The 19,872-nt window shown below is 55.3% G+C and carries 22 protein-coding genes and 1 pseudogene; 21 read left to right on the top strand and 2 right to left on the bottom strand.

Annotated elements, in window-relative coordinates:
* The first annotated feature begins 36 nt into the window (after positions 1–36).
* From K8I01_01495 to K8I01_01465, 7 genes and pseudogenes are all read left to right on the top strand, one after another.
* Complete coding sequence (locus K8I01_01495) at positions 37–1,449, top strand: sugar transferase (GenBank protein ID MBZ0219097.1); 1,413 nt, start codon at positions 37–39, stop codon at positions 1,447–1,449.
* Positions 1,450–1,570: 121 nt separating this feature from the next.
* On the top strand, positions 1,571–3,031 hold the full coding sequence (locus K8I01_01490) for a capsule assembly Wzi family protein (protein ID MBZ0219096.1): 1,461 nt from the start codon (positions 1,571–1,573) through the stop codon (positions 3,029–3,031).
* A gap of 1 nt (position 3,032) precedes the next feature.
* Complete coding sequence (locus K8I01_01485) at positions 3,033–4,181, top strand: lipopolysaccharide biosynthesis protein (GenBank protein ID MBZ0219095.1); 1,149 nt, start codon at positions 3,033–3,035, stop codon at positions 4,179–4,181.
* Positions 4,182–4,190: 9 nt separating this feature from the next.
* The gene (locus tag K8I01_01480) at positions 4,191–5,468 is read left to right on the top strand and encodes a flippase (GenBank protein ID MBZ0219094.1); all 1,278 of its coding nucleotides are present in this window, start codon (positions 4,191–4,193) and stop codon (positions 5,466–5,468) included.
* Between the two features lie 30 nt (positions 5,469–5,498).
* Complete coding sequence (locus K8I01_01475; GenBank protein MBZ0219093.1) at positions 5,499–6,824, top strand: hypothetical protein; 1,326 nt, start codon at positions 5,499–5,501, stop codon at positions 6,822–6,824.
* A gap of 314 nt (positions 6,825–7,138) precedes the next feature.
* Positions 7,139–7,561, top strand: coding sequence for a prepilin-type N-terminal cleavage/methylation domain-containing protein (locus K8I01_01470; GenBank protein ID MBZ0219092.1), 423 nt, complete (start codon positions 7,139–7,141; stop codon positions 7,559–7,561).
* An 89-nt stretch (positions 7,562–7,650) separates the two neighbouring features.
* Positions 7,651–7,755 (top strand): annotated as a pseudogene (locus K8I01_01465) (prepilin-type N-terminal cleavage/methylation domain-containing protein).
* Positions 7,756–8,093: 338 nt separating this feature from the next.
* On the opposite strand, the gene K8I01_01460 reads toward K8I01_01465, so the two are convergent.
* Positions 8,094–8,573, bottom strand: a complete 480-nt coding sequence (locus K8I01_01460) for a hypothetical protein (GenBank protein MBZ0219091.1) — start codon at positions 8,571–8,573, stop codon at positions 8,094–8,096.
* A gap of 264 nt (positions 8,574–8,837) precedes the next feature.
* Here K8I01_01460 and K8I01_01455 point away from each other — a divergent pair, with 264 nt between their 5' ends.
* The 4 genes from K8I01_01455 to K8I01_01440 all read left to right on the top strand — a co-directional run bounded on the left by K8I01_01455 (position 8,838) and on the right by K8I01_01440 (position 13,592).
* Entirely contained in the window at positions 8,838–11,318 is a 2,481-nt protein-coding gene (locus K8I01_01455) for a heavy metal translocating P-type ATPase (protein MBZ0219090.1), read from the top strand.
* Between the two features lie 106 nt (positions 11,319–11,424).
* Positions 11,425–12,264 (top strand): hypothetical protein, encoded by an 840-nt coding sequence (locus tag K8I01_01450; protein MBZ0219089.1) that lies wholly within the window; start codon positions 11,425–11,427, stop codon positions 12,262–12,264.
* A 163-nt stretch (positions 12,265–12,427) separates the two neighbouring features.
* A complete protein-coding gene (locus K8I01_01445; protein ID MBZ0219088.1) occupies positions 12,428–12,661 on the top strand; it encodes an Lrp/AsnC ligand binding domain-containing protein in 234 nt (77 codons plus the stop codon).
* Positions 12,662–12,719: 58 nt separating this feature from the next.
* Positions 12,720–13,592, top strand: a complete 873-nt coding sequence (locus K8I01_01440; GenBank protein ID MBZ0219087.1) for a DUF362 domain-containing protein — start codon at positions 12,720–12,722, stop codon at positions 13,590–13,592.
* Here K8I01_01440 and K8I01_01435 read toward each other — a convergent pair.
* Positions 13,589–14,467 carry an HDOD domain-containing protein gene (locus K8I01_01435; protein MBZ0219086.1) on the bottom strand — a complete coding sequence of 293 codons (879 nt, stop codon included), beginning with the start codon at positions 14,465–14,467 and terminating at the stop codon, positions 13,589–13,591. The genes K8I01_01440 and K8I01_01435 overlap by 4 nt on opposite strands.
* A 228-nt stretch (positions 14,468–14,695) precedes the next feature.
* Here K8I01_01435 and K8I01_01430 point away from each other — a divergent pair, with 228 nt between their 5' ends.
* The 10 genes from K8I01_01430 (at position 14,696) to K8I01_01385 (ending at position 19,870) form a co-directional block, all read left to right on the top strand.
* On the top strand, positions 14,696–15,016 hold the full coding sequence (locus tag K8I01_01430; protein MBZ0219085.1) for a hypothetical protein: 321 nt from the start codon (positions 14,696–14,698) through the stop codon (positions 15,014–15,016).
* Positions 15,017–15,693: 677 nt separating this feature from the next.
* Positions 15,694–15,861, top strand: a complete 168-nt coding sequence (locus tag K8I01_01425) for a hypothetical protein (GenBank protein ID MBZ0219084.1) — start codon at positions 15,694–15,696, stop codon at positions 15,859–15,861.
* A 14-nt stretch (positions 15,862–15,875) separates the two neighbouring features.
* Positions 15,876–16,049, top strand: a complete 174-nt coding sequence (locus tag K8I01_01420; protein ID MBZ0219083.1) for a hypothetical protein — start codon at positions 15,876–15,878, stop codon at positions 16,047–16,049.
* A 225-nt stretch (positions 16,050–16,274) separates the two neighbouring features.
* Positions 16,275–16,907 carry a hypothetical protein gene (locus K8I01_01415; GenBank protein MBZ0219082.1) on the top strand — a complete coding sequence of 211 codons (633 nt, stop codon included), beginning with the start codon at positions 16,275–16,277 and terminating at the stop codon, positions 16,905–16,907.
* 59 nt (positions 16,908–16,966) lie between these two features.
* Positions 16,967–17,308 carry a hypothetical protein gene (locus K8I01_01410; protein ID MBZ0219081.1) on the top strand — a complete coding sequence of 114 codons (342 nt, stop codon included), beginning with the start codon at positions 16,967–16,969 and terminating at the stop codon, positions 17,306–17,308.
* Entirely contained in the window at positions 17,268–17,615 is a 348-nt protein-coding gene (locus tag K8I01_01405; GenBank protein ID MBZ0219080.1) for a hypothetical protein, read from the top strand. Before K8I01_01410 ends, K8I01_01405 begins: the two co-directional genes overlap by 41 nt.
* A gap of 33 nt (positions 17,616–17,648) precedes the next feature.
* Entirely contained in the window at positions 17,649–18,248 is a 600-nt protein-coding gene (locus K8I01_01400) for an ATP-binding protein (protein ID MBZ0219079.1), read from the top strand.
* Entirely contained in the window at positions 18,226–18,423 is a 198-nt protein-coding gene (locus tag K8I01_01395) for a hypothetical protein (protein ID MBZ0219078.1), read from the top strand. The genes K8I01_01400 and K8I01_01395 overlap by 23 nt, the downstream gene beginning before the upstream one ends.
* A gap of 253 nt (positions 18,424–18,676) precedes the next feature.
* Positions 18,677–19,618, top strand: coding sequence for a hypothetical protein (locus tag K8I01_01390; GenBank protein ID MBZ0219077.1), 942 nt, complete (start codon positions 18,677–18,679; stop codon positions 19,616–19,618).
* Between the two features lie 12 nt (positions 19,619–19,630).
* Positions 19,631–19,870: a hypothetical protein gene (locus tag K8I01_01385; protein MBZ0219076.1), complete on the top strand. Its 240-nt coding sequence runs from the start codon at positions 19,631–19,633 to the stop codon at positions 19,868–19,870.
* Positions 19,871–19,872 lie beyond the last annotated feature (2 nt).

The raw sequence follows: 19,872 nt of genomic DNA, 5'->3' as shown, positions 1-19,872 counted from the left end.
CCCGGACTGCGCACACAACACCTGGAGAGGAACCGGATGCTGAGGGAAAACACCAAGATCATCTCCGGCGGCCTTAAGACCGCTGACCTTGCCATCACCGCCCTTTCGTTCCTGGCAGCCTACGCAATACGGGATTCCATCCCGGAACTCCCGGTTTTGAGGCCTTTCTCCGAATACTCGTTCCTCCTGATATTCATACTGCCGCTCTGGGCGGGGCTCCTCAGGTACTACGGGGCCTATGGAACGATGAGGACCAAGAGCCTTACGCAGACGCTCATTCCCGTGCTTAAAGGCTCATCTGCGGCAGTGATAGTACTCATGACACTTCTTTACGCCTTCAAGCTGGAATACGTGAGCAGGGCCCTTATCATAATCTTCTTCGTGTTGAACTCAACGCTTCTCCTGGCCTTCAAGGCGGCAGTCCTCTACCTTACGCGTTACCTGAGGAAAAAAGGCTACAACTTCAGGACCATGATAATAGTGGGCACCGGGAGGAGGGCCCTGGAATTCGCTGGTTTTATCGAGGAGAGGAAACAGTGGGGCGTACATGTGCTCGGGTTCGTGAGCGTGGGGAAGAACGACGAGCCGGGGCCCGCGCCAGCCCCGGAGCGCGTACTCGGGGAGGTCGAGGACCTTGAGCGGCTGATAACCACCGTGCAGGTCGACGAGGTCGTCTTCGTCGTCACGAGGAAGCTCCTCGACAGGATAGAGGGGCCGGTCATGGCCTGCGAGCAGGTTGGCATAAAGGCGAGCATAGTGATGGACCTGTATCGACACGAGATAGCCACTATGGAGATGGGCGATCTGGCGGGCAGGCCGGTCATGACCTTCAACCCTGTCGCAATGCACGAGCAAGGAGTGCTTCTTAAAAGGGCGCTCGATCTGGTCTTTTCCGCCGTCGTCCTTTTGCTTGTCTCACCTGCATTTCTTTTCGCATCCATCGGGGTCAAGCTGACCTCGCCCGGCCCGGTCTTTTTCAGACAGGAGAGATGCGGGAAGAACGGCAGGCGCTTCAAGGTGCTTAAGTTCCGTACGATGATAGAGGACGCTGACAAGGCGCTGGAATCGCTTAAGCATTTGAACGAGATGAGCGGGCCTGTCTTCAAGTCCCGTAACGACCCCAGGGTCACCCCGTTCGGCAGGTTCCTTCGTAAGTACAGCATAGACGAGCTTCCGCAGTTCGTTAACGTCCTCAAGGGGGACATGAGCATTGTCGGGCCGAGGCCGCCGCTCCCGTCCGAGATAAGCCAATATGACCTGGCCCAGAGGCGGAGGCTTTCTGTAAAGCCTGGCATAACCTGCCTCTGGCAGGTGAACGGCAGGAACAAGATAGGCTTTACGGACTGGGTGAGGCTCGACCTCGAATACATCGACAAATGGAGCTTCTGGCTGGACCTGAAGATCATCCTGAAAACCGTGCCGGCAGTGTTGAGGGGGACCGGCATATAGGACGGGTGCGTAAAGAAAATATTCCGCGGTCTCGTCCAATGCGATTGAAAGGAACGGAGTTTTTTTGTTTCGTAGGCTTATTCTTCTTGGCGCTCTTTTTTTTGCCGTATTCGGGTTTTCATTGCCTCCTGACGCACGTGCAGGGAGCTCGGTAAATATACCGGTCGATAGCTGGATATACCAAGACCTCGAGCGCCTGGAGGTGAAGGGGGTAATAGAGAGCGGCATACTCACAACCAGGCCCTTCACCAGGCAGGAGGGCGCAAGGCTCGCGGAGGAAGCCGTCCGGAACCTGAAAAGGGATGGAAGCACAGGTCCGGGGGCGGCAGCGGAACCGATAGCATTTCGTTTGAAGGCAGCCCTCGGCGACAGCGCCGGATCAGGCCCGGACACCTACTTCAAACCGATAGAGCGCGCCTATGCAGGTTTCCTGTATGCGGATGAGAGGCCTTATTTTCCTTCAATCAACAATGACGGGCATGAGTTCCGTGAAGGCGGAAACGCATGGGCCGGGATTTCCGCAAGCGCCGGGCTTCTCGGCTTCACCGCTATAGAGCTGAATCCTGAGTACAGGGCCGGCTCGTCTTCTGAAGTCAAGCTCGTCCGCGGCTACGCAAAGGCGGACTTCGGCCCTATCGAGCTTCTGGCGGGCAAGGAGGCCATGTGGTGGGGCCCCGGCTATCACGGGAGCCTCCTACTTACCAACAACGCCGAGCCGCTTGAAATGGTCAAGGCCTCGACCGGACGTCCTGTGCTTCTACCCTGGATATTCAGGAATCTCGGGCCGTTCAGGCCGGCCCTTTTCATTGCAAGACTCGAAGAGGACAGGGACTTTCCCCGTGCGAACCTTCTCGGCATGAGGCTGGATTTCAGGCCGCGCCCGTCGTTCAGGTTCGCGCTTTCGAGGGTCATCATGTTCGGCGGGGAGGGGAGGCGTAGCCTCACCGCCTCGGATTGGGTCAAGGTCTTCTTCGCCTCGGACAGCGCCGAGCACACGAGCTCGCCGATCGACGGCAACCAGCTTATATCGCTCGACGCTTCATACATACACGTTGACAGGGACGGCAGGCTGCCCTGGTCAGGGCTTAAGCTCTACACCGAAATAGGCGCGGAGGACTCATCGGGCAACAGGACCCCCACGGTGAGGGGTTATATCTTCGGCCTTTACGTTGACGAGCCGCTGGGGGTCAAGGACATCGATTTCAGGGCGGAGTACGCCTATAACGCGCACGGCGACAGGTTCCCCTTCGCCCAGTGGTACCGCCACCACGTATACGATTCAGGCTACACGTACAAGGGCCGGGTGATCGGGCACCATATGGGGCCGGACGCCGCCGACCTCTTCCTTCGCGCCCAATACCATTTCCCGGGCGGGGCCGTAATCGGCGCGGAAGCCGACTGGGAACGCTCCCTCATACACGAGAGCGGCGAAACGAAACGGAACTGGCTTGCGGCTGACACAAGCGTGATACTGGGCGAGGGCCTCAGGGTGAGGGGGAGCGCCGGGATTGAGAAGACGGACGGCCCCTCGGGAAGCTACACGAACCCCATTGCCGCCATTGAGATAGAAAGGTATTTCTGAAATGGAAGACAGGCGAGACGAGCTGACGCTTCACGATTACATATCCGTCATTTCAAGGCGGCGGAAGATGATCGGGGCTGTTACGGCCTCCGCCTTCATAATCGCCATAATAGCGAGCCTCCTTCTGCCCAAGCAGTTCGCCTCGACCGCGAGCATCATGCCCCCGCAGGATGATAGCCTTTTGGGCTCCATGGCCGGGCTTTCGCAGGTGCCGGGGGTAGCGGCCCTATCGGGGAGCTTCCTCGGGCTCAAGTCGCCTTCCGACCTCTGGGTAGGCATACTCAAAAGCCAGAGTGTCTCGGACCCGGTAATTGAGCGCTTCGGCCTTCGCGAGCTTTACGGCAGGAAAACGCTCGAAGAGACGAGGCTTGCGCTCACCAAAAGAGTGAGGATCGAAAAGTCGAAGGAGGAGATAATCTCCATAAAGGTCTTCGACAGGTCGCCCGAGCGGGCGGCCCAGATGGCGAACGCCTTTGTCGAGGAGCTCGACAGGGTGCTCGGCCGCTCGGCAATGACCTCGGGCCAGAGGATGAGGGCATTTTCCGAAAAGAGGCTAAAGGAGGCCCGGCAGGAGCTCGAAAGGATAGAGGCCGAGCTCAGGGCCTTCCAGGAGAAGCACAAGACGGTGAACCTCGACAGCCAGTCAAAGGCGATAATCGAGGCCATAGGCACCGTCAAGGGGGAGCTCATGGCAAAGGAGGTCGAGCTCACAACGCTTCTTTCCTTCGCAACCGAGGAGAACCCCATGGCAGGCGTCCTTAAGGCCGAGGTCGAGGGGCTGAGGGGAAAGTTGAGGGAGCTTGAGACAGGCAGGCCCGCTGCACGGGACATATTCATACCCACCGACAACATACCGGGCATATCCTTCAAATACGCCAACCTTTTGAGGGACGCAAAAGTCCAGCAGACTCTATTCGAGCTTCTTACGCAGCAATACGAGATCGCCCGCATACAGGAGGCCAAGGACAGCCCCACCGTCCAGGTGCTCGATATAGCGAAACCATCGGACAAGAAGGCCAGGCCGAAGCGCGCCTTGATAGTAGTCTCGGCCACTGTTTCGGCGTTCGTCTTTTCGCTCTTTGCGGCCTTTTTCGTCGAGTTTATAGAGGCCTCAAGGAAAAGAGGCGAAGCTTTGGTTTCGGGCTCATAAAGGCGCACGATGATTTCCTGGATCAGGTCTTTTTTCTCGAAAAGGAGGGTAGCTTCGAATTTCCTCTGGTCCCTTCTGGGCGAAGGGACCTCGAAAAGCGTTATTTTCATAACGAACGTCCACCTGGCAAGGGTGCTTGGAGTCTCCAATTTCGGCGTCTTCTCGGTTGCCCAGATAATCACCCTTTATCTCTGGGTATTGGCCGATGTCGGCATCGGATTATACGGGATAAGGGAGATCGCCAGGCGCAGGGACGGCGCAGAAGCGATCGCAAACCCGCTTATAACGCTCAGGATAGTCTCCGGGCTGGCCTTCTTCCTGATCTATTCCGCAGTTATTTTCATGATAGAGATGCCGTTTGATGCCAGGCTTGTCTATATGTGCTCCGGCCTGTATCTTCTGACAAACTCGTTTTATCCCGACTGGGTGCTCAAGGGGCTCGAAAAATTCAAGTTCATAGCATTAGGCAGTTTTGTCACTTCCGGTGTTTTTCTGGTCTCCATTTTCCTCTTCGTGAACAGTACCGATGACACCGCCCGGGCCGCGCTGCTATCGTCCCTCTCATTCCTTTTCGGGTCCATGATACTCATTTTGTCGCTCAAACGCATAACAGGCATAAGCTTCAGGCCCTCATTCAATTTCCGCATGTGGTATCATCACGTCAGAGAATCCATTTTTTTCACGATTTCAGGCTTTTTTTATCTCCTGTATATCTTTCTGCCCGTGCTCATACTTCAGTTCCTCCTCAGCTCTTTCGAGGTCGGCCTTTTCTCGGCGCCTTACAGGATAGTCCTTGCCGCGTGCACAGCAGGGTATCTCATTCCGACCGCCTTCTATCCGGTCCTTTCGGAGCATTTCATAAGTGACAAAAACGCCTTCTTCACCACCCAGAGAAGGTTAAGGTCTTTAATGCTGGCGATCGGGGCGCCGATAGGGGCCGCCGGCACTATCTGGGGCTCCGCACTCGTTATGTTCCTTTTCGGCAGCCAGTATGAAGAGAGCGTCGGCATCTTCACGGTCCTCATCTGGCTGGTACCGCTGATCTTTTTAAGATACAGCTATTGCAATGTCTTTTCAGCCGCCGGGCTCCAGAGGCTCCATAACCTCATCACCATGCTCGGGGTCCTCTTTATCTCCGCCCTGGGACCCGCATTTGTCATTTCGCGTGGCGTAGTCGGGGCGGCCGAGGCGATGATAATCTCGGAGGCCTTGACCATCACGGTAATGGCCTATGCGTTCCATAAGAGGCTTAAAAAGCTCATTATGCCTGGATACGCAGCCTGCTAACGTCCGTTAGGAAATTAAGGGCAATCGAATATGATAGACCGTTTAAGCATAGACAGCCTGTTCAGGAAGGGTCTTCTCTTGATAGCGCTTTTTCTGCCCTTTCAGGCGCTCCCGAGGACGATATGGGCGGAATACAACCCGGGCTCCGACCTTCCGCTCCCGATAAAGCTATCCGGACAGGTTGATGAGGCCACCCTGTTTTTAAGCATTGCCCTCCTTTTTACGTTTGTCTGCCTTCGGAGCGGTGTATACAGGCTATCCTTCATGGGCCTGGGGAAATGGATAACGCTTTTCATGGCGGTTTCCTTTGTGAGCATTGCCTTGAACGGGGTTCGTCCGCTGCAGGGCCTTTTCGGCGTCTATGACCTTTTAAAGAACATCATGTTCCTCTTCGTATTCCAGATGCTGAGATTCGGCGAGAAAGAGCTTCAAGGCTTTATTTCAGCGTTAAAATATGTCGGGATCATACTGGCCATCTTTGCAGTCATCGGGGAGTTGCTGGCCCTTTTCTTCGAGGCCGGGATCGGGATACTCGTAGCCGACAACGTGCGCTACGGGCTTTACAGGGTCCTTTCTCTTTCAGGCGAGGGCAACCATAACTACATAGGCGTCTTCGCCGTTTTCGTCTTCTCCCTGATATTCATCAAGCGGGAAAAGAGGCTGGATGATTTTGCGGCGCTCTGGATGCTGGCCGTTTTGATAATGCTCACGTTTTCAAGGCAGGCATGGCTCGGCTTCGTGGTAATGCTATTTCTTCTCTGCAGGCTCAATACGAAACTGGCGATCGCGCTCCTTTCGGTCCCGCTTCTCCTTACCGCGATTAATTTCTACGAGGGCATCTCCGAAATACTTACGGCTGACATGTCCTTCGACCCTGAGAAGTATTTCCGTCTCTATGCCTTCATATATTCCCTGAAGATACTCGGCGAGCACATATTCCTGGGGCTCGGGCCGGGCACATTCGGCGGGCTGGCCTCGATACTCTTCGAGAGCGGCGTCTACGAAGAGTGGCCGGCTTTCTTCAAGGAGTATGCGTTCAGGATAAACGGCATAGACCAGTTCTGGCCGGTCGTCTGGGCTGAGACGGGCGTAATGGGCATGTTAGCCTACTCGATGATTTTCGTGGCGTTGTATTCGAGGGTCCGGCGTGCTTATGCCTTCTTCCGGAAAGAGGGCGATATTTATATGTACAGTCTCGGCAGGGCATTGACCGGGTTTACCCTCGTCATAGTCATCATGGGCTTCGCAGGCGGACTCAACAGCGCATTTGTAATCGTGAGTTTCCTCGGGACGGCAGGGATGTACCTCTCGCGCTTCCATGAGGAATCGAGAAAACATGCCGGCGGGCCCGGTTAATGAGGATATAAACGAAATCTCAGCAGCCTACCTATTATCACCTTCGACAGATACCCAAAAAGACGCTAATCTGACAAAAAATGTCATGCGAACTGACAAAAATTGTCACCCTCACCAGGCAGGGCTCGATGCTTTTTTTCGTAAGTTGTGGATTTATCTGCAACTTAAGCTTTGGCACGCCAGGTGCATATAGAAAGCATCAGCAAGAAGGCGGCTCAAGTTTCAACAGGTTATTCCGAAAAGAGAGAAATAACACAATCACTCACCAAAAGGTGAAAGGAGGAAGTAAAATGCTGCAGAGATTATTGAGGAACATGAAGAGGGAGGACGGCTTCACGCTGGTCGAGCTCCTGATAGTCGTGGCCATCATAGCGATACTGGCGGCCATAGCCATCCCGCAGTTCTCGGCCTACAGGGAGAGGGGCGTAAGGGCCTCGATGTTGGCTGACGCGAAGAACTCGGCCACCCAGCTTGAGGCGCTGTTCACAGACGAGAGCACGTATGCAGATGCTAACGCCGCTTCCGTCGGCCCCGGCCCTGCTACGCTGGACATAGTCGGTACCAACAGCGGGCAGACCATTACGCTTTCGGCCAGCAAGAACAACACCATAACGGTTACAGGCGCCGCCCTTACATGGTCCATAGATGTTGCGAACGCCGGAGCCGGAGCAGGCAAGAGCCCGCTCACGCTCGCCAGCGATGGTACCTGCACCTACGCCGACGCGTCTGATTGTTAATAACCGGCATGCACGGAATGGAATTGAAGAAAGGGCCTGCCTGGCAGGCCCTTTCTTTTTGAGCCTGGCTCATAAAAGAGGTTCATGTTATGGCTGAATTTGCGACATGCGGAAGGGGGAGGGGCGGCTTCACGTTGATCGAGCTTCTCATAGTCGTCGCGATAATCGCCATCCTTGCCGCCATAGCGATACCTTATATGCAGACCTCCTCGGCGAAGGCCGCGAGGGCCGCCATGATCTCGGACGCCAGGAACGCTACCAGCCACGAGGAGGCGTTTTTCATGGACAGCCACACTTTTCTCATCATCCCGGCCACGGCCGGGCCGGCTGTCATACCTATCGGCAGGGGGAACATAAACGTAAGCAGGGGAAATACCCTAGAGGTATCTGCCGGAGGCAGCGGAATAACCAGCTCTTATGTAATGACCGTCTCGAACCCGAGGGCCGGGGCGGGCAAGTCACCGCTTACCAGGACCACCGACGGCACATGCAGCTGGGCCGACGGGACCTCCTGCTGATTTAGGCCATCTTCTTAAATATTCTTAAGCGCCTCCCTGCAGAGCCCTGCAGGGTCGAACCCCTTCCTTTCAAGCATCCTCTTCCTTATAAAGAATTCAACGAATGAGTGCGCCCTCAGGAACGGGACCCCGTGCGCGGCCAGGTTCACGATATCAAGTATGACATGGAAGACGAACCCGAGCCAGACCGCGAAAAGGGCCGCTGAGCCGGTCCAGTAGGAAATAAAAAAGAGCGGAACGAGGAACTCGGCAGTGTGGAAGACCTCCAGGTTAAGGAAACCCGGCCTGTAAAGGTTATTTCCGAGCCATGCGTGGTACGCGAACATCCTCCGGATGCTGAAATCCGTAAAGCGGTTATGCCAGAGAAAGTCGAGGTAGTGGTCCAGGTCTATCAGTATCGATGCCATAAAGAAGATTATGCTGTCTTTTCCGATAAAGGGATATAGGGCGGCCGCCCCGATTGCGCCCCCTATCACATGGTCTCTCGGTTTCATGTCTCTCCTTTAGAAGCGCGGATGTGAGCTGCCCTCAATATTTAATTATACACCGCCATTCCTGACCGGATGGCATCAAAGGCAAGAAATCGCGAACGGCCCTTCCTGCTTTTTCCGGCAAACCACATGAAATTAACACATGATGGAAAGATGGACAATGCAAATTCCCGGAACGGGCAGGCGCGTCCCCGCCCTTTTAAGGAAACGGCATATGCGCCTGTGATATAATATCAATAGCTTTTTTGAGGTTTTTTCGGAGAAGATATGTCCAGAGTAAAATCAGGCGAGGGGCCGGCTTCCGTAGCGGGTGCCAGAATCATAAATATACCCGTTACGGGCATGAACTGCGCTTCCTGCGCCGCCAAAATAGAGAAGGGGCTTAAGGGACTGGACGGAGTCGTATCCGCTTCCGTGAACTTCGCTTCCGCAAAGGTGAGCATCTCCTACGACCCCGCCAGCTTACGTCCGGGCGACATAATGCGCGCGATAAAAGATCTCGGGTACGGCACCGGGGCCGCAAGCGTTTCGATCCCGATACAAGGGATGAGCTGCGCCTCCTGCGTAAAGAAGGTCACTGGCGTGCTTGAAGGCGTCGACGGCGTTGTAAGCGCGGATGTGAACTTCGCGTCAGGCAGGGCCCAGGTGAGCTATCTGCCGGATGCGACCTCTGTCGACGCCCTGGTCAGGGCCGTAAAGACCGCGGGGTACGGGGCGGAAGCCCCGGTAAAGGAAGAGGACCTCCTTGAGCGTGACTCCAGGCTCAAGAAAGCCGAGATGATGGGCCTCATTGCAAGATTACTTCTGGCGGCGGCGGTTTCCGTGCCACTTATGCTCGGCTCCATGAGGGAAATGCTTCCCTGGGTCCCGTCCTTTCTTGGAAATCATTTCGTGCAGTTCTTTCTCGCCGCGCCGGTACAGTTCTTTAGCGGCGGAAGGTTCTACAAGGGCGCGTGGGCCGCTTTGAAACGAGGCTACGCGGACATGAACACGCTCATAGCGGTCGGCACCTCTGCCGCTTTCTTCTTTAGCGCCGCCGTGACGCTTTTTCCGGGCTTTTTCGCATCACGAGGCCTTGCCGGGGGCGTCTATTTCGAGACTGCATCCGTCATAATAGCCCTGATACTGCTTGGCCGGACGCTCGAGCTCCGCGCGCGCGGGCAGACCGGGGCGGCAATAAGGAAGCTCATCGGCCTCGGCGCCAAGACCGCACGCGTCGCAAGGGGCGGTATAGAGGCCGCCGTCCCGGTGGAGGAAGTTCTCCCGGGCGATATCGTGGTTGTAAAGCCAGGCGAAAAGGTCCCAGTTGACGGGATAGTGCTCGACGGGTACTCGTCCATAGACGAGTCGATGATAAGCGGCGAGAGCATGCCTGTCGACAAGAAACCGGGCGACCAGGTCATAGGCGCAACCATGAACACTACGGGCTCGTTCAGGTTCAGGGCAACCAGGGTAGGAAAGGACACAGCCCTTTCGAGGATAATAAGGCTTGTCGAGGAGGCGCAGGCGGCCAAGCCGCCCATAGCGCGGATGGCCGACGTTATCGCTGGCTATTTCGTTCCCGCGGTCATAGCCGTCGCGGTAATCACGTTTATCGTCTGGGCCGCCTTCGGCCCCGAGCCTGCACTTACGTTGGCCCTCATGAACTTCATAGCCGTCCTCATAATAGCCTGCCCGTGCGCGCTGGGACTCGCGACACCGACTTCGATAATGGTCGGCACCGGAAAAGGCGCTGAGAACGGGATCCTCATAAGGGGCGGCGAATCGCTCGAGACGGCCCACAAGCTCGACACAATCGTCCTCGACAAGACAGGTACGATTACTAGCGGCAAGCCGTCGGTAAAGGAAATAGCCGCGCTCCCGGATACGGGTGAAAGAGAGGTCCTTTTCTATGCGGCCTCTGTCGAGAGAAAATCCGAACACCCGCTCGGAGAGGCGGTAGTCAGGAAGGCCGAAGAGATGGGGATAAGCACTGCTGAACCTGAAAGGTTTGAAGCGGTCCCTGGCCGGGGAATAAGCGCCGCCGTAAACGGGATGGCGGTGCTCCTGGGTAACGAGAGGCTCATGGCAGAGCGCGGCATCGATATCGAGAGGGCGAGGGAAGTTGCCGAAAGGCTCGCGCTCCAGGGAATGACCCCAGTTTATGTAGCTCTTGACGGCAACGCCGCCGGCATAATCGCGATAGCCGATACCCTTAAGGAAGGCTCAAGGGAAGCCGTCCAGGCGCTTAAGAGGATGGGCCTCGATGTCATGATCCTTACCGGGGACAACAGGAGGGCGGCGGCTAGCATAGCAGGGGAGCTAGGCGTTGAGAAGGTGCTGTCCGAGGTACTTCCCGAGGACAAGGCCAGGGAGATAAAGAGGCTTCAGGACGAGGGCAGGGTGGTTGCCATGGTCGGGGACGGGATAAACGACGCTCCTGCCCTTGCCCAGGCCGACGTCGGGATAGCGATCGGGACAGGCGCTGACGTCGCCCTGGAGGCCTCGGATATTACCATCATCGGCGGCGACCTTAAGGCCATAGCCGCATCAATAGGGCTCAGCAGGGCCACTATAAGGAACATCAGGCAGAACCTCTTCTGGGCCTTCGTCTATAACGTTCTTCTCATACCGGTCGCGGCAGGGGCGCTTTACCCGTCATTCGGCATACTCCTTGACCCGATGTTCGCGGCGGCGGCAATGGGGCTTTCGTCCGTAAGCGTAGTAAGCAATTCGCTCCGCCTCAAAAGATTCAAGCCCGCCTTATAATGCCGGAAATCGAATAAAAAAGCAGTCTCTTTGATTCCAGAGCGCCCTTGACACTTCTCCTTCGGGGAAGGATAATGTGATTAGCCATAAGTGAGGGGGGCCGGTCATGCGCGGGACGCTTTGCTGGATGGGCTCGTTCAGTGTAATTACGTCAAAGACCTATAGTGAGGCGGCGAGGAAATTCGAGAGACGGAAAGAGCTAAAGAGCTTTCTCAATTCTCTCGCAAATAGCGAAAGAAGGCTCGCGAGGGAGCTCCTTAAATCAGCCGCGCGCATTGAAAAGGCCGGAAGGAGGGCGAAGTCGCCTTCAGCGCTCGAGGGTTCAAGGGAGCTCGTCGAGGATTCGTATTCCTTTCTAAGGTCTACTCTTTTCACCGACGAGGACGCCTTCCTGGAGGGCCTCCTTCAGTGCGAATACCTGAAATGGAACTGCCTCATAGCGCCCATGGCTGAAGGGCTCAGGGCCGGGCCGGAAGAGTCCGTAGCAGTGCTTTCGGCCTCGCAGAGGCATAAGCGGCGGATAGAGCGTTTCCTCGAATCCATCGGCCATTCAAGCCCGGCCGCTTTCAGGCTCAGGGCCTCCGATCCCGTCTGGGTCGAGAGACTGCTTGCAGTTGGCGACTTCGACCCCGAGGTATTAAAATTCCTCCGGGCCGAGGGCAGGTTAGACCTGGCCAGCCACGGCAAAGACGCCGTGGAGATGCTATCAGACCGCTACTATGCGCTAGTTTTGTCCGAAACCGGGCTTCCCAAGTTGGACGGCATAGATATCTGCAAAAGGGCTTCCCGGAAATATCCCGGCATAGAGGAGCGTTTCATGCTCATGTACGACTCGCTTACCGCGCGGGACCGCGATTTCATCGTCCGGAAGCGGATAAGGCGGCTAAAAAAGCAGTCGCGCCCTGAAAAGGTCATGAGCGTGGCCGCCCGGATACTCGACCGCTGAGCGCTATCTAATTGATCTTTCCACCGACTCTGTGTCAGGACGTCAATAAAAATGCTCACATATTCGATATGTGCTCCGCATTTTATTCCCGGCCTTCCGAAAAAAGCGGGAAAAATCTCAAATTTTTAGAGGTTGCCTTGATTCTATTCCAGGGAGGAGCAGGATGTCAGTCGAAGCCTACGTCTTCATAGAATGCGAGCACGCGAAATCGAAAGAGGTGCTTGACAAAATACTCCAGATAGGCGGGGTAAAGGAGGCCAGAATAGTCACCGGCCCCTATGACCTCATTGCCCTCGTGGCTGCATCCAATTTCAAGGTGCTCGGGGACGTTGTCATATCGAAGATACAATCCGTCGAGTACGTCAAGAGGACCCTTACCAACGTCATAATAGACTAATAGACTGACCCCCTCCGTATGCCGCACCCGGCATTTGGACCCGTGCTATACTTTCTTTATGAGAAGCAGGGTCTCGATATCGCATAACCATGAAATAGAGACGGCCATAAGGGGCGCCCTCGACGTGCTGGACGGCCTTTCGGAGCTTTTTGTCGGGAAGCACGTGGCCATAAAGCCGAACGACACCTGGGCCTCGCGGGACGACCTGACCGCCTGCGTCCAGGCCGACACGGTCCGGGCCGTAATCAGGTACGTGAAAGGGTACTTTCCCCGGAAAATAACCGTCTCCGGCGGGGCAGGCGCGGGTGAGACGGACGAAATATTCAGGCTCCTCGGCATAGACAGGGTGATAAGGGAGGAGGGGGTTGAGTTTTTCGACCACAACAGGCCGCCCTTCAAGCCGGTCCCCCTGGAGCACGGGCCCCACAGGGAGGTGATGGTTAACGGTCACTTATTCGACTACGACACCGTCGTCTCGCTCGCGGCGCACAAGGAGCACCATCTCGCGACCGTCACGCTCACCATGAAGAATATAGCCCTTTCATACCCTGCGGCTGATTTCTACGGACACCCGAGGGCAAAAAGCCTCCACCCTCACGGCATGTTTGACGACATACACTCGTTCATAGCCGCCATGTGCAAAAGGTTCCCGATAGGCCTCGGCATAATCGCCGGGCATCCTGCGATGACCGGGACGGGGCCAATCGGCGGCCTCACTTTTGAGAGCGGGATGGTGATCGCGAGCAAGGACTGCGTCGCGGCCGATTCCGTTGGCGCGCAGATATTAGGCCACGACAGGGTCGGGCATATAATCGAGGCGGAGAGGCTCGGTGTGGGTGTAGCCGACCTGTCGAGCATAGATATTATAGGGGTTCAGCTTCCGGAGGCTTTAAGGATATTCAGGGAAAGGGAGCGGAAAGCGGCCGCTTAGTCGTAAAAGGACCGGATCTCGTCCCTTTTGGCGGCGATCTTCTCTGCAAAGCCCAGGAGCTCGTCCCCGGTGAGCTTGAGTGACGCTAATATATGGGCGTGCACAGGCGAGCAATAGGCGTATTTCTCCCTCGGCTCCGTAACGATAAGGTTCGCGAGATATATTATCTGCGCGAGCGGGGATATGGTATTCATCTCCTCAAGGCATTTCTCTGGCCTGTGGTGATACTTTACAGCAATCGTGCAGTCTTCAGGCAGCTTGCATTTTTCCACGAACCATTCGCCGACTTCGGCGTGGTCGGCCCCGAAGGCCTCAGCCTCCCTTTCAATGCAGTTCCTGTCGAACGAGCACACCTCTAGATATTCCTTGCTCAGTATCTGAAGAAGGAGCGGCCTGCCTATGTCATGTATGAGGCCCGCAAGGAAGGCGGTTTCCTTGCTTACCATGCCGGTCCGCCTGGCGAGCATGCCTGCGGCCATCGCCACCTCGAAGGAATGGCCCCATAAGGACGCGATGACTGAGTTGGTCTTGTTGTTCTTGAGGAAGCTGAAGAGGGTCGTCGATATGGCCAGCCCCTTGACCATCTCAAAACCCAAGACGAGGATGGCCTGGTCGATGGTGTTTATCTTCCGGGGAAAGCCGTAGAAGACCGCGTTCGAGACCGCGACGACACGGGAGGCGATGGCCTGGTCGCGCTCGATGATGTACTCCAGGTCGGAAATCCCGGATTTGGGGTCCTCGGTCACCTCGATTATCCGCTTAAGCACTGCCGGAACAGTGGATATCTTGAGGATCTCGAGCACCTTTGAGCGTAGAGTTTCCCTCTTCGCCTTCCCGGTCTTTCCGGAATGGATTTCTTTTACGGTATTACCCATAGTGTCTCTGTATACTCATTATCGGATATGCGGCGGATAACTTGAGCATAAAAATGGCTGTGCTCAGATTTTCAAGTGCCTGAATTGATAAAGTATTTTCCGCAATTCTATCAAGTGCTTATAAGCTGCCGCGGGCTGGGAGACTCCGACGCAAAACGGATGGGTTATAATTATAGAGTGTCTATAACTCAAATAATGGAATAATAGGCATCAAAAGGGGGAATCACAATGTCAACAGCGCGAAAAAATTCGCCGAAGGCCTCCAAAATCACGACTGACCACGATGAAATAAGGAACTGGGTCGAGTCCCGGGGAGGGCATCCGGCATCGGTCAAAAAGACGCGCGAGGGCGACGGCTCAGGCATCCTCCGGATCGATTTTCCGGGATACAAGGGGGGCGGGTCCCTTGAGTCCATATCGTGGGAGGAGTTCTTTGAGCAGTTCGAAAACAGGAAGCTCGCATTCCTTTACCAGCTTTACCAGGAAGAGACGGTATCCGGAGAGGTCAGCCGCTTTAATAAAATAGTATCGCGGGAGGAATCCGAGTAGAAAAAGCTTATGTTGTGGTTGATTAGCGCATTTTTCTCATGCATGGTCTTAAGCCTGCGCATGGGTAAGAGGTCGTTGGCGCGCCTTTCTGATGTCGCATAATGGATATTTTGCGGGCCCTTATGTAAAAAAGAACCCTGCACAGCGGCCTCAGAGGGGGCAGGGGAGGCAAGGGTCAAGAGCGCAAAGGACGTAACAACCCCGGCTTGAACAGCGGCCTTAAATATACGCTCCCATGCATTACGGGTTGACTCCGGGGCGCGGGATTCTGCGGCAAGGATAAGAGCCTTTTCAACGGGGTCCCCGGCAAGAGCTGCCATTCTCTTGCAAAGCTCGTCAGAGGGTGTATTGGTTCCCTTCCTGATTAAACACAGAGAGGGTTGTTTTATTCCAAGCCTGGCGGCCAGTTCGCTATCCGTTTCAATTCCCTTCCTCTTCTTAATTTCATTCAAATAACGCTCGATTGGCCGCATGTTTTTTCCTCCTAAGTATCAAACGTTGACCGGATTATACCATTTCTTATTTAGTCGTAAACTATATTTTTTTCTTGACATATATTTAGTCATTAACTATATTAACCCCATTCCAACAAACCCCGGCCCTGAAAAGGGCGGTCACGAAGGCCGCACGAATTAGCCTAAGAAGGCCCAGGGCCGGGGTTTCCCATAGGAGGGGCTATGACCGCTACAGTTGAGTTGGTTGAACTGGCTAATCAGCTGGCTACGACTACAGGAACCGAATTTAGCGTAGCTGTAATGAGGGTTGTATATCTCGACGAGTACGAAAAGGAGGTTTTAATTTTACTGCTCGCCGGGATTGCAAGAGCTAATGAGCATAAATACTAAGAGGGGGTGTTGGGATGCACATTGCAGAGCTTAGGCGCGAACTGGACGATCTGAGGGCAGAGGTGAAAGAGCTGAAAGGGCAGGGGGCCGATAAGGTCCTTGTGCAGACCGTCGAGGACATAAATCGGCGGCTCACGGCAATAGAGACGTTCCTGAATACCGAGATAGGATTCCGGGGCGGGGAATAAACCCCGCCTCTTTTTTTTGGAGGGGCTTATGCCGGAATGGACGTGTACCTGTTGCGGTCAAAAGTTCTTTGGGTGGTTCTTTCGCTGGAACGAACGTTGCTGTCCTGATTGCGGCGGCGTTGTGGTTTCAACGTATGAGACGTAGCACCCTTTTTTAGGTATCGAGTAAAAATTTAAACTCGAATTCAACGTTGAACAACGTTGACGGGTTTCGGAGGTATTTGAATGGCTTACGTTGCCGGGGCTTCGTATGTGGCAGGGAAGGGCATTACAGCGGGCCAGTGGGCGTTGCTCGACGTTATAAGGGGCATTATAGCGACGTATGCGAGTACGGGCCGGAAGTATTGCTTCCCGTCACAGCAAACGCTCCTTGAAAAGCTCGACACCTTCCACGGGATAGCCATCTGCCGTAAGACCCTCAATAACTGGCTCAGGAAGTTGGAAAGGGCCAAGCTCATATACCGGAAGCGGCGCTTGACGCGGGGCCTTTTCAGGAGCACCGCCTATTACCTCCTTGACCGGGGCGGCTATGGCCTCGTGAAGGCGAAAAAAATAATTGGTCAGGCGAAACGCTTGGCCTCAGTTTTCCCCAAGCGTGTGCAAAAGGTTACACACGATAGGCATACTACAAAATGCCATGATTCGGGCGGGCGGCCTCAAAAGAAGGCCGCGCCCGCCCCGGTAGAGACAAAAAGGTGTGAAGCGTCTGATTTAAGAAAAGACCTTTCCGCGCCAGCCGCCAGCACGAGGCCAGAAGATGGAAAAGAACGGCCCGCAAGCATGGTCGAGTGCATGGAAAAGGTCTTAGGGCTCGACAGAGCGCGGCTGCTTCGAAAGACAAGGCCGTTCTTAGAGTAAGGGACCCGCGCCGTCTGCGGACGCGCTCGAGGCTTGACGAACGAAAGGAGGTTTACAACGTGGCAGAGGTTATCGGGGTTATGAATTGCCCTGTATGCGGCTCAGAGGTCAACGTAAAACGAAACAGCAACAAAAAGCCCACGCTCTACTGCAAGGTCTGCCGGGTGCAGGTCACTTCGAGCGGAGGCCAGAGCATGGACGTGATTATGTCTCAGGTACGTCAGAAGGAGCCGCCGTCAACGCCTCTTTTCGACGGCGAGCCCATAACCCAAAAACAGGAGGTCAACGCAGATGTTGTCATGGTTCAAGACCGAGAATACAACGGGCAGGGAGTACCCGACGCCGGACGGAGTTCCACAGATGGAAGGGGGTTTCTCTCCTTCCTCTGGAACGGACGTTAACCCGGAACTTGAAGCCCTCAGGGAAGAGGCGGCGGGGTATGAACCTCTCGGGGCGGGTGTAGGCATTTCAGATCCCGGGCCTCGGGCTGAGTCCGGGGCGGCCTTTCCGGTAGATGATGCGCTCATAGGGAAAGTGTGGGCGCTGGTATTCGACCGGGTAGCCGTTGGCGCGGGCTCCCACTGGAAGCTCACGGACGAAGAGGAAAAACAGATCGGCCTTATGACCAAGCCTGTCCTGGCGAAATACATGCCCGCCGTTATGAGTAGTACGGCGAGGAGCTTTGTCTGTTGGCAACTGCCGGGATGATAATAGCCGGAAAAATGGTGAAGGGGCAAAACGTTGAAAGCGTCGGAAAAGAAGCGTGAAATAATCCTCATTCTCGGTATGCAGGGCGCGGGGAAGACAACGCTCCTGAAAGAACTTCTCCGGAAGAGCCCTATCAAGCGGCGCATTATCGTGGATACGTTGGGTGAGCATTCAAGCGGCGTCATTGCCTCGACGCCGCTTGACCTCATCAACGCCGCGAGCAAGCCGGAGTTTACTATCCGGGTGCGCTTTAAACGCGCTCAAGAGGGATTCGAGTGGGCCTGTAAGGTCGCTAACGCCGCGAAACGTTGCCTGCTCATCGTGGACGAAATAGATATGTACTCGAATGCGTGGGAGGCACCTGAGGCAATGGAATGGCTGGTACGTTATGGCCGCCATGCCGCAGTCGGGATGATTTGCATTGCGCGGCGGCCTCCTGACCTCTGGAAGACGCTCCGGGCCAACGCAAACAAGATTTACGTCTTACGTTGCTCGGAGAAAGACGACCTGAAATATTTATCGAACCTTATCGGCAAGGAAGCGGCAGAGAAGTTGAAGACGTTCAAAGACCTCGAATACTTCTGTTGGGACGCTAAGGGGGGATTGGTTCGTGGCAGAACTTCTTTTCGATAAGTACACAGTCAAACGTCTTGCGGACCTCACCGGCAGGACAGAGGAAACCATCCGTGACCGGATACGCTCAAACAAGTATAAGGCCGTGAAGGAGCGCGGCGGGCGCGGCTGGATTGTTTTAATCCCGAAAGGCGTTGACCCGGTTCTCGGGGATGAAATTGATGGGGAATTATAGGGAATTATAGGGGTTTGTAGTGGATACATTCGCTTTTCCCTCCTGTATCCTGAGCGTCGAAAGGGTTTGATTTCGACGTTCAACAATTCAGACAGGAGGAATTTAAAATGGTTCTCAACGGAAGGAACATAGCAATAGTCGCTGGCATCGCGGCGGTGGTCCTGATGGTTTCGTACCGTGTCCCGTTGGCCCGTAAGTACATCATAGGCGGCTAATCCCGGACACGAAAATAAACCAAAAGGAGACAAGACCCATGCCGTTACCCACTACGCTTGAGCGCGTGCTCGGCACAATAGATTTCGCAAAAGACAAGCTCAAGAGCCTTGAAAACGGCCTTCCTCGTAACTACGAGTATTACGAGCTGAGGCTCCGGCTCAAGGCCGATATATCCATCGCCGCAGGCGGCGCAACTCCCTTCACTGAGGGCTTCTGGAAGCTCCTCAAGAGGGTCGAGGTGGTAGCCAACGGCAACAGCATCATCAAGTCAATCGACGGCGCGGGCCTCGGCAGGATGGCCCAGTTCCTCGATGAAAAGCTCCCCAACTACTCGGCGGTTCCGAACGCAGAGGGCGCGAACCAGAGCCTCACGGCCTATCTGCCCGTTCATTTCGCCATGCCGCGCTCAGTGAAGCCTATCGATTCACTTCTCAATGCGCCGCTCTTTTCGAGCCTCGACCTCAATATCCTCTGGGGGTCGGAAAACGACGTTTACAGCGCGAACGCCGCCAATGCCACAATAAACAGCGCGGACGTGGCGATAGAAAGCCTCGAAGAGACAAGCGAGAAGGTCCTCGGCGGCTCCGTCCACAAGGTCCACATGCTCGAAAAAGAGGTAACGGCCTCTACGTCCGAGTTCAGCATACCGCTTAACGGCGTAACCCGTTACAGGGGCTTCCTCATCAATGCAGACGTTGACGGCAACCCGAACAACTCGGTAATCAACTCTGTCCAGCTCAAGGATGGCCAGAACATTTTCCGGCACAGGAAGTGGGCGCACCTTCAGGACAATAACCTGAGCGTTCACAAGCTGGCGGCCATACCCGCAGGGTGGGCCTTCCTCGACATGTGCCCGGACGGGTTTATGTCTCAGTCCCTCAACTCTGCAGGCATGAACGATCTGAAACTCCTTTTCGACGTGACCAAGCAGGGCGGCACGAACAAAATAAGGGTCTACCCCGTGGAACTCATCGTCTAAGGAGCGGTCCGCATGAGCTATTTATCATACGTTGGCCGCCGCCTTCTTGGCAATGAACAGTATGCAGAGGTCAAGGGTCAGGTGCAGAGTTCCGCTGCATCTGCCCTTGTCGCTGCATTACCGAAAGGCGAGGGCGGCGAGGCTCCAAAGGCGATAGTTGACCACAGGGTTACTCTCTCGGACGGACAGAAGTTTGCCATAGGCGCGGCGGTCTTCCTTATCGCGTTCTATTACTACTGGCGCAAGGGGTAGGG

The organism is Deltaproteobacteria bacterium (genome assembly GCA_019912665.1).
GTDB lineage: Bacteria > Desulfobacterota > GWC2-55-46 > GWC2-55-46 > GWC2-55-46 > UBA5799.
This window is presented reverse-complemented; position numbering and strand designations above follow the sequence as displayed.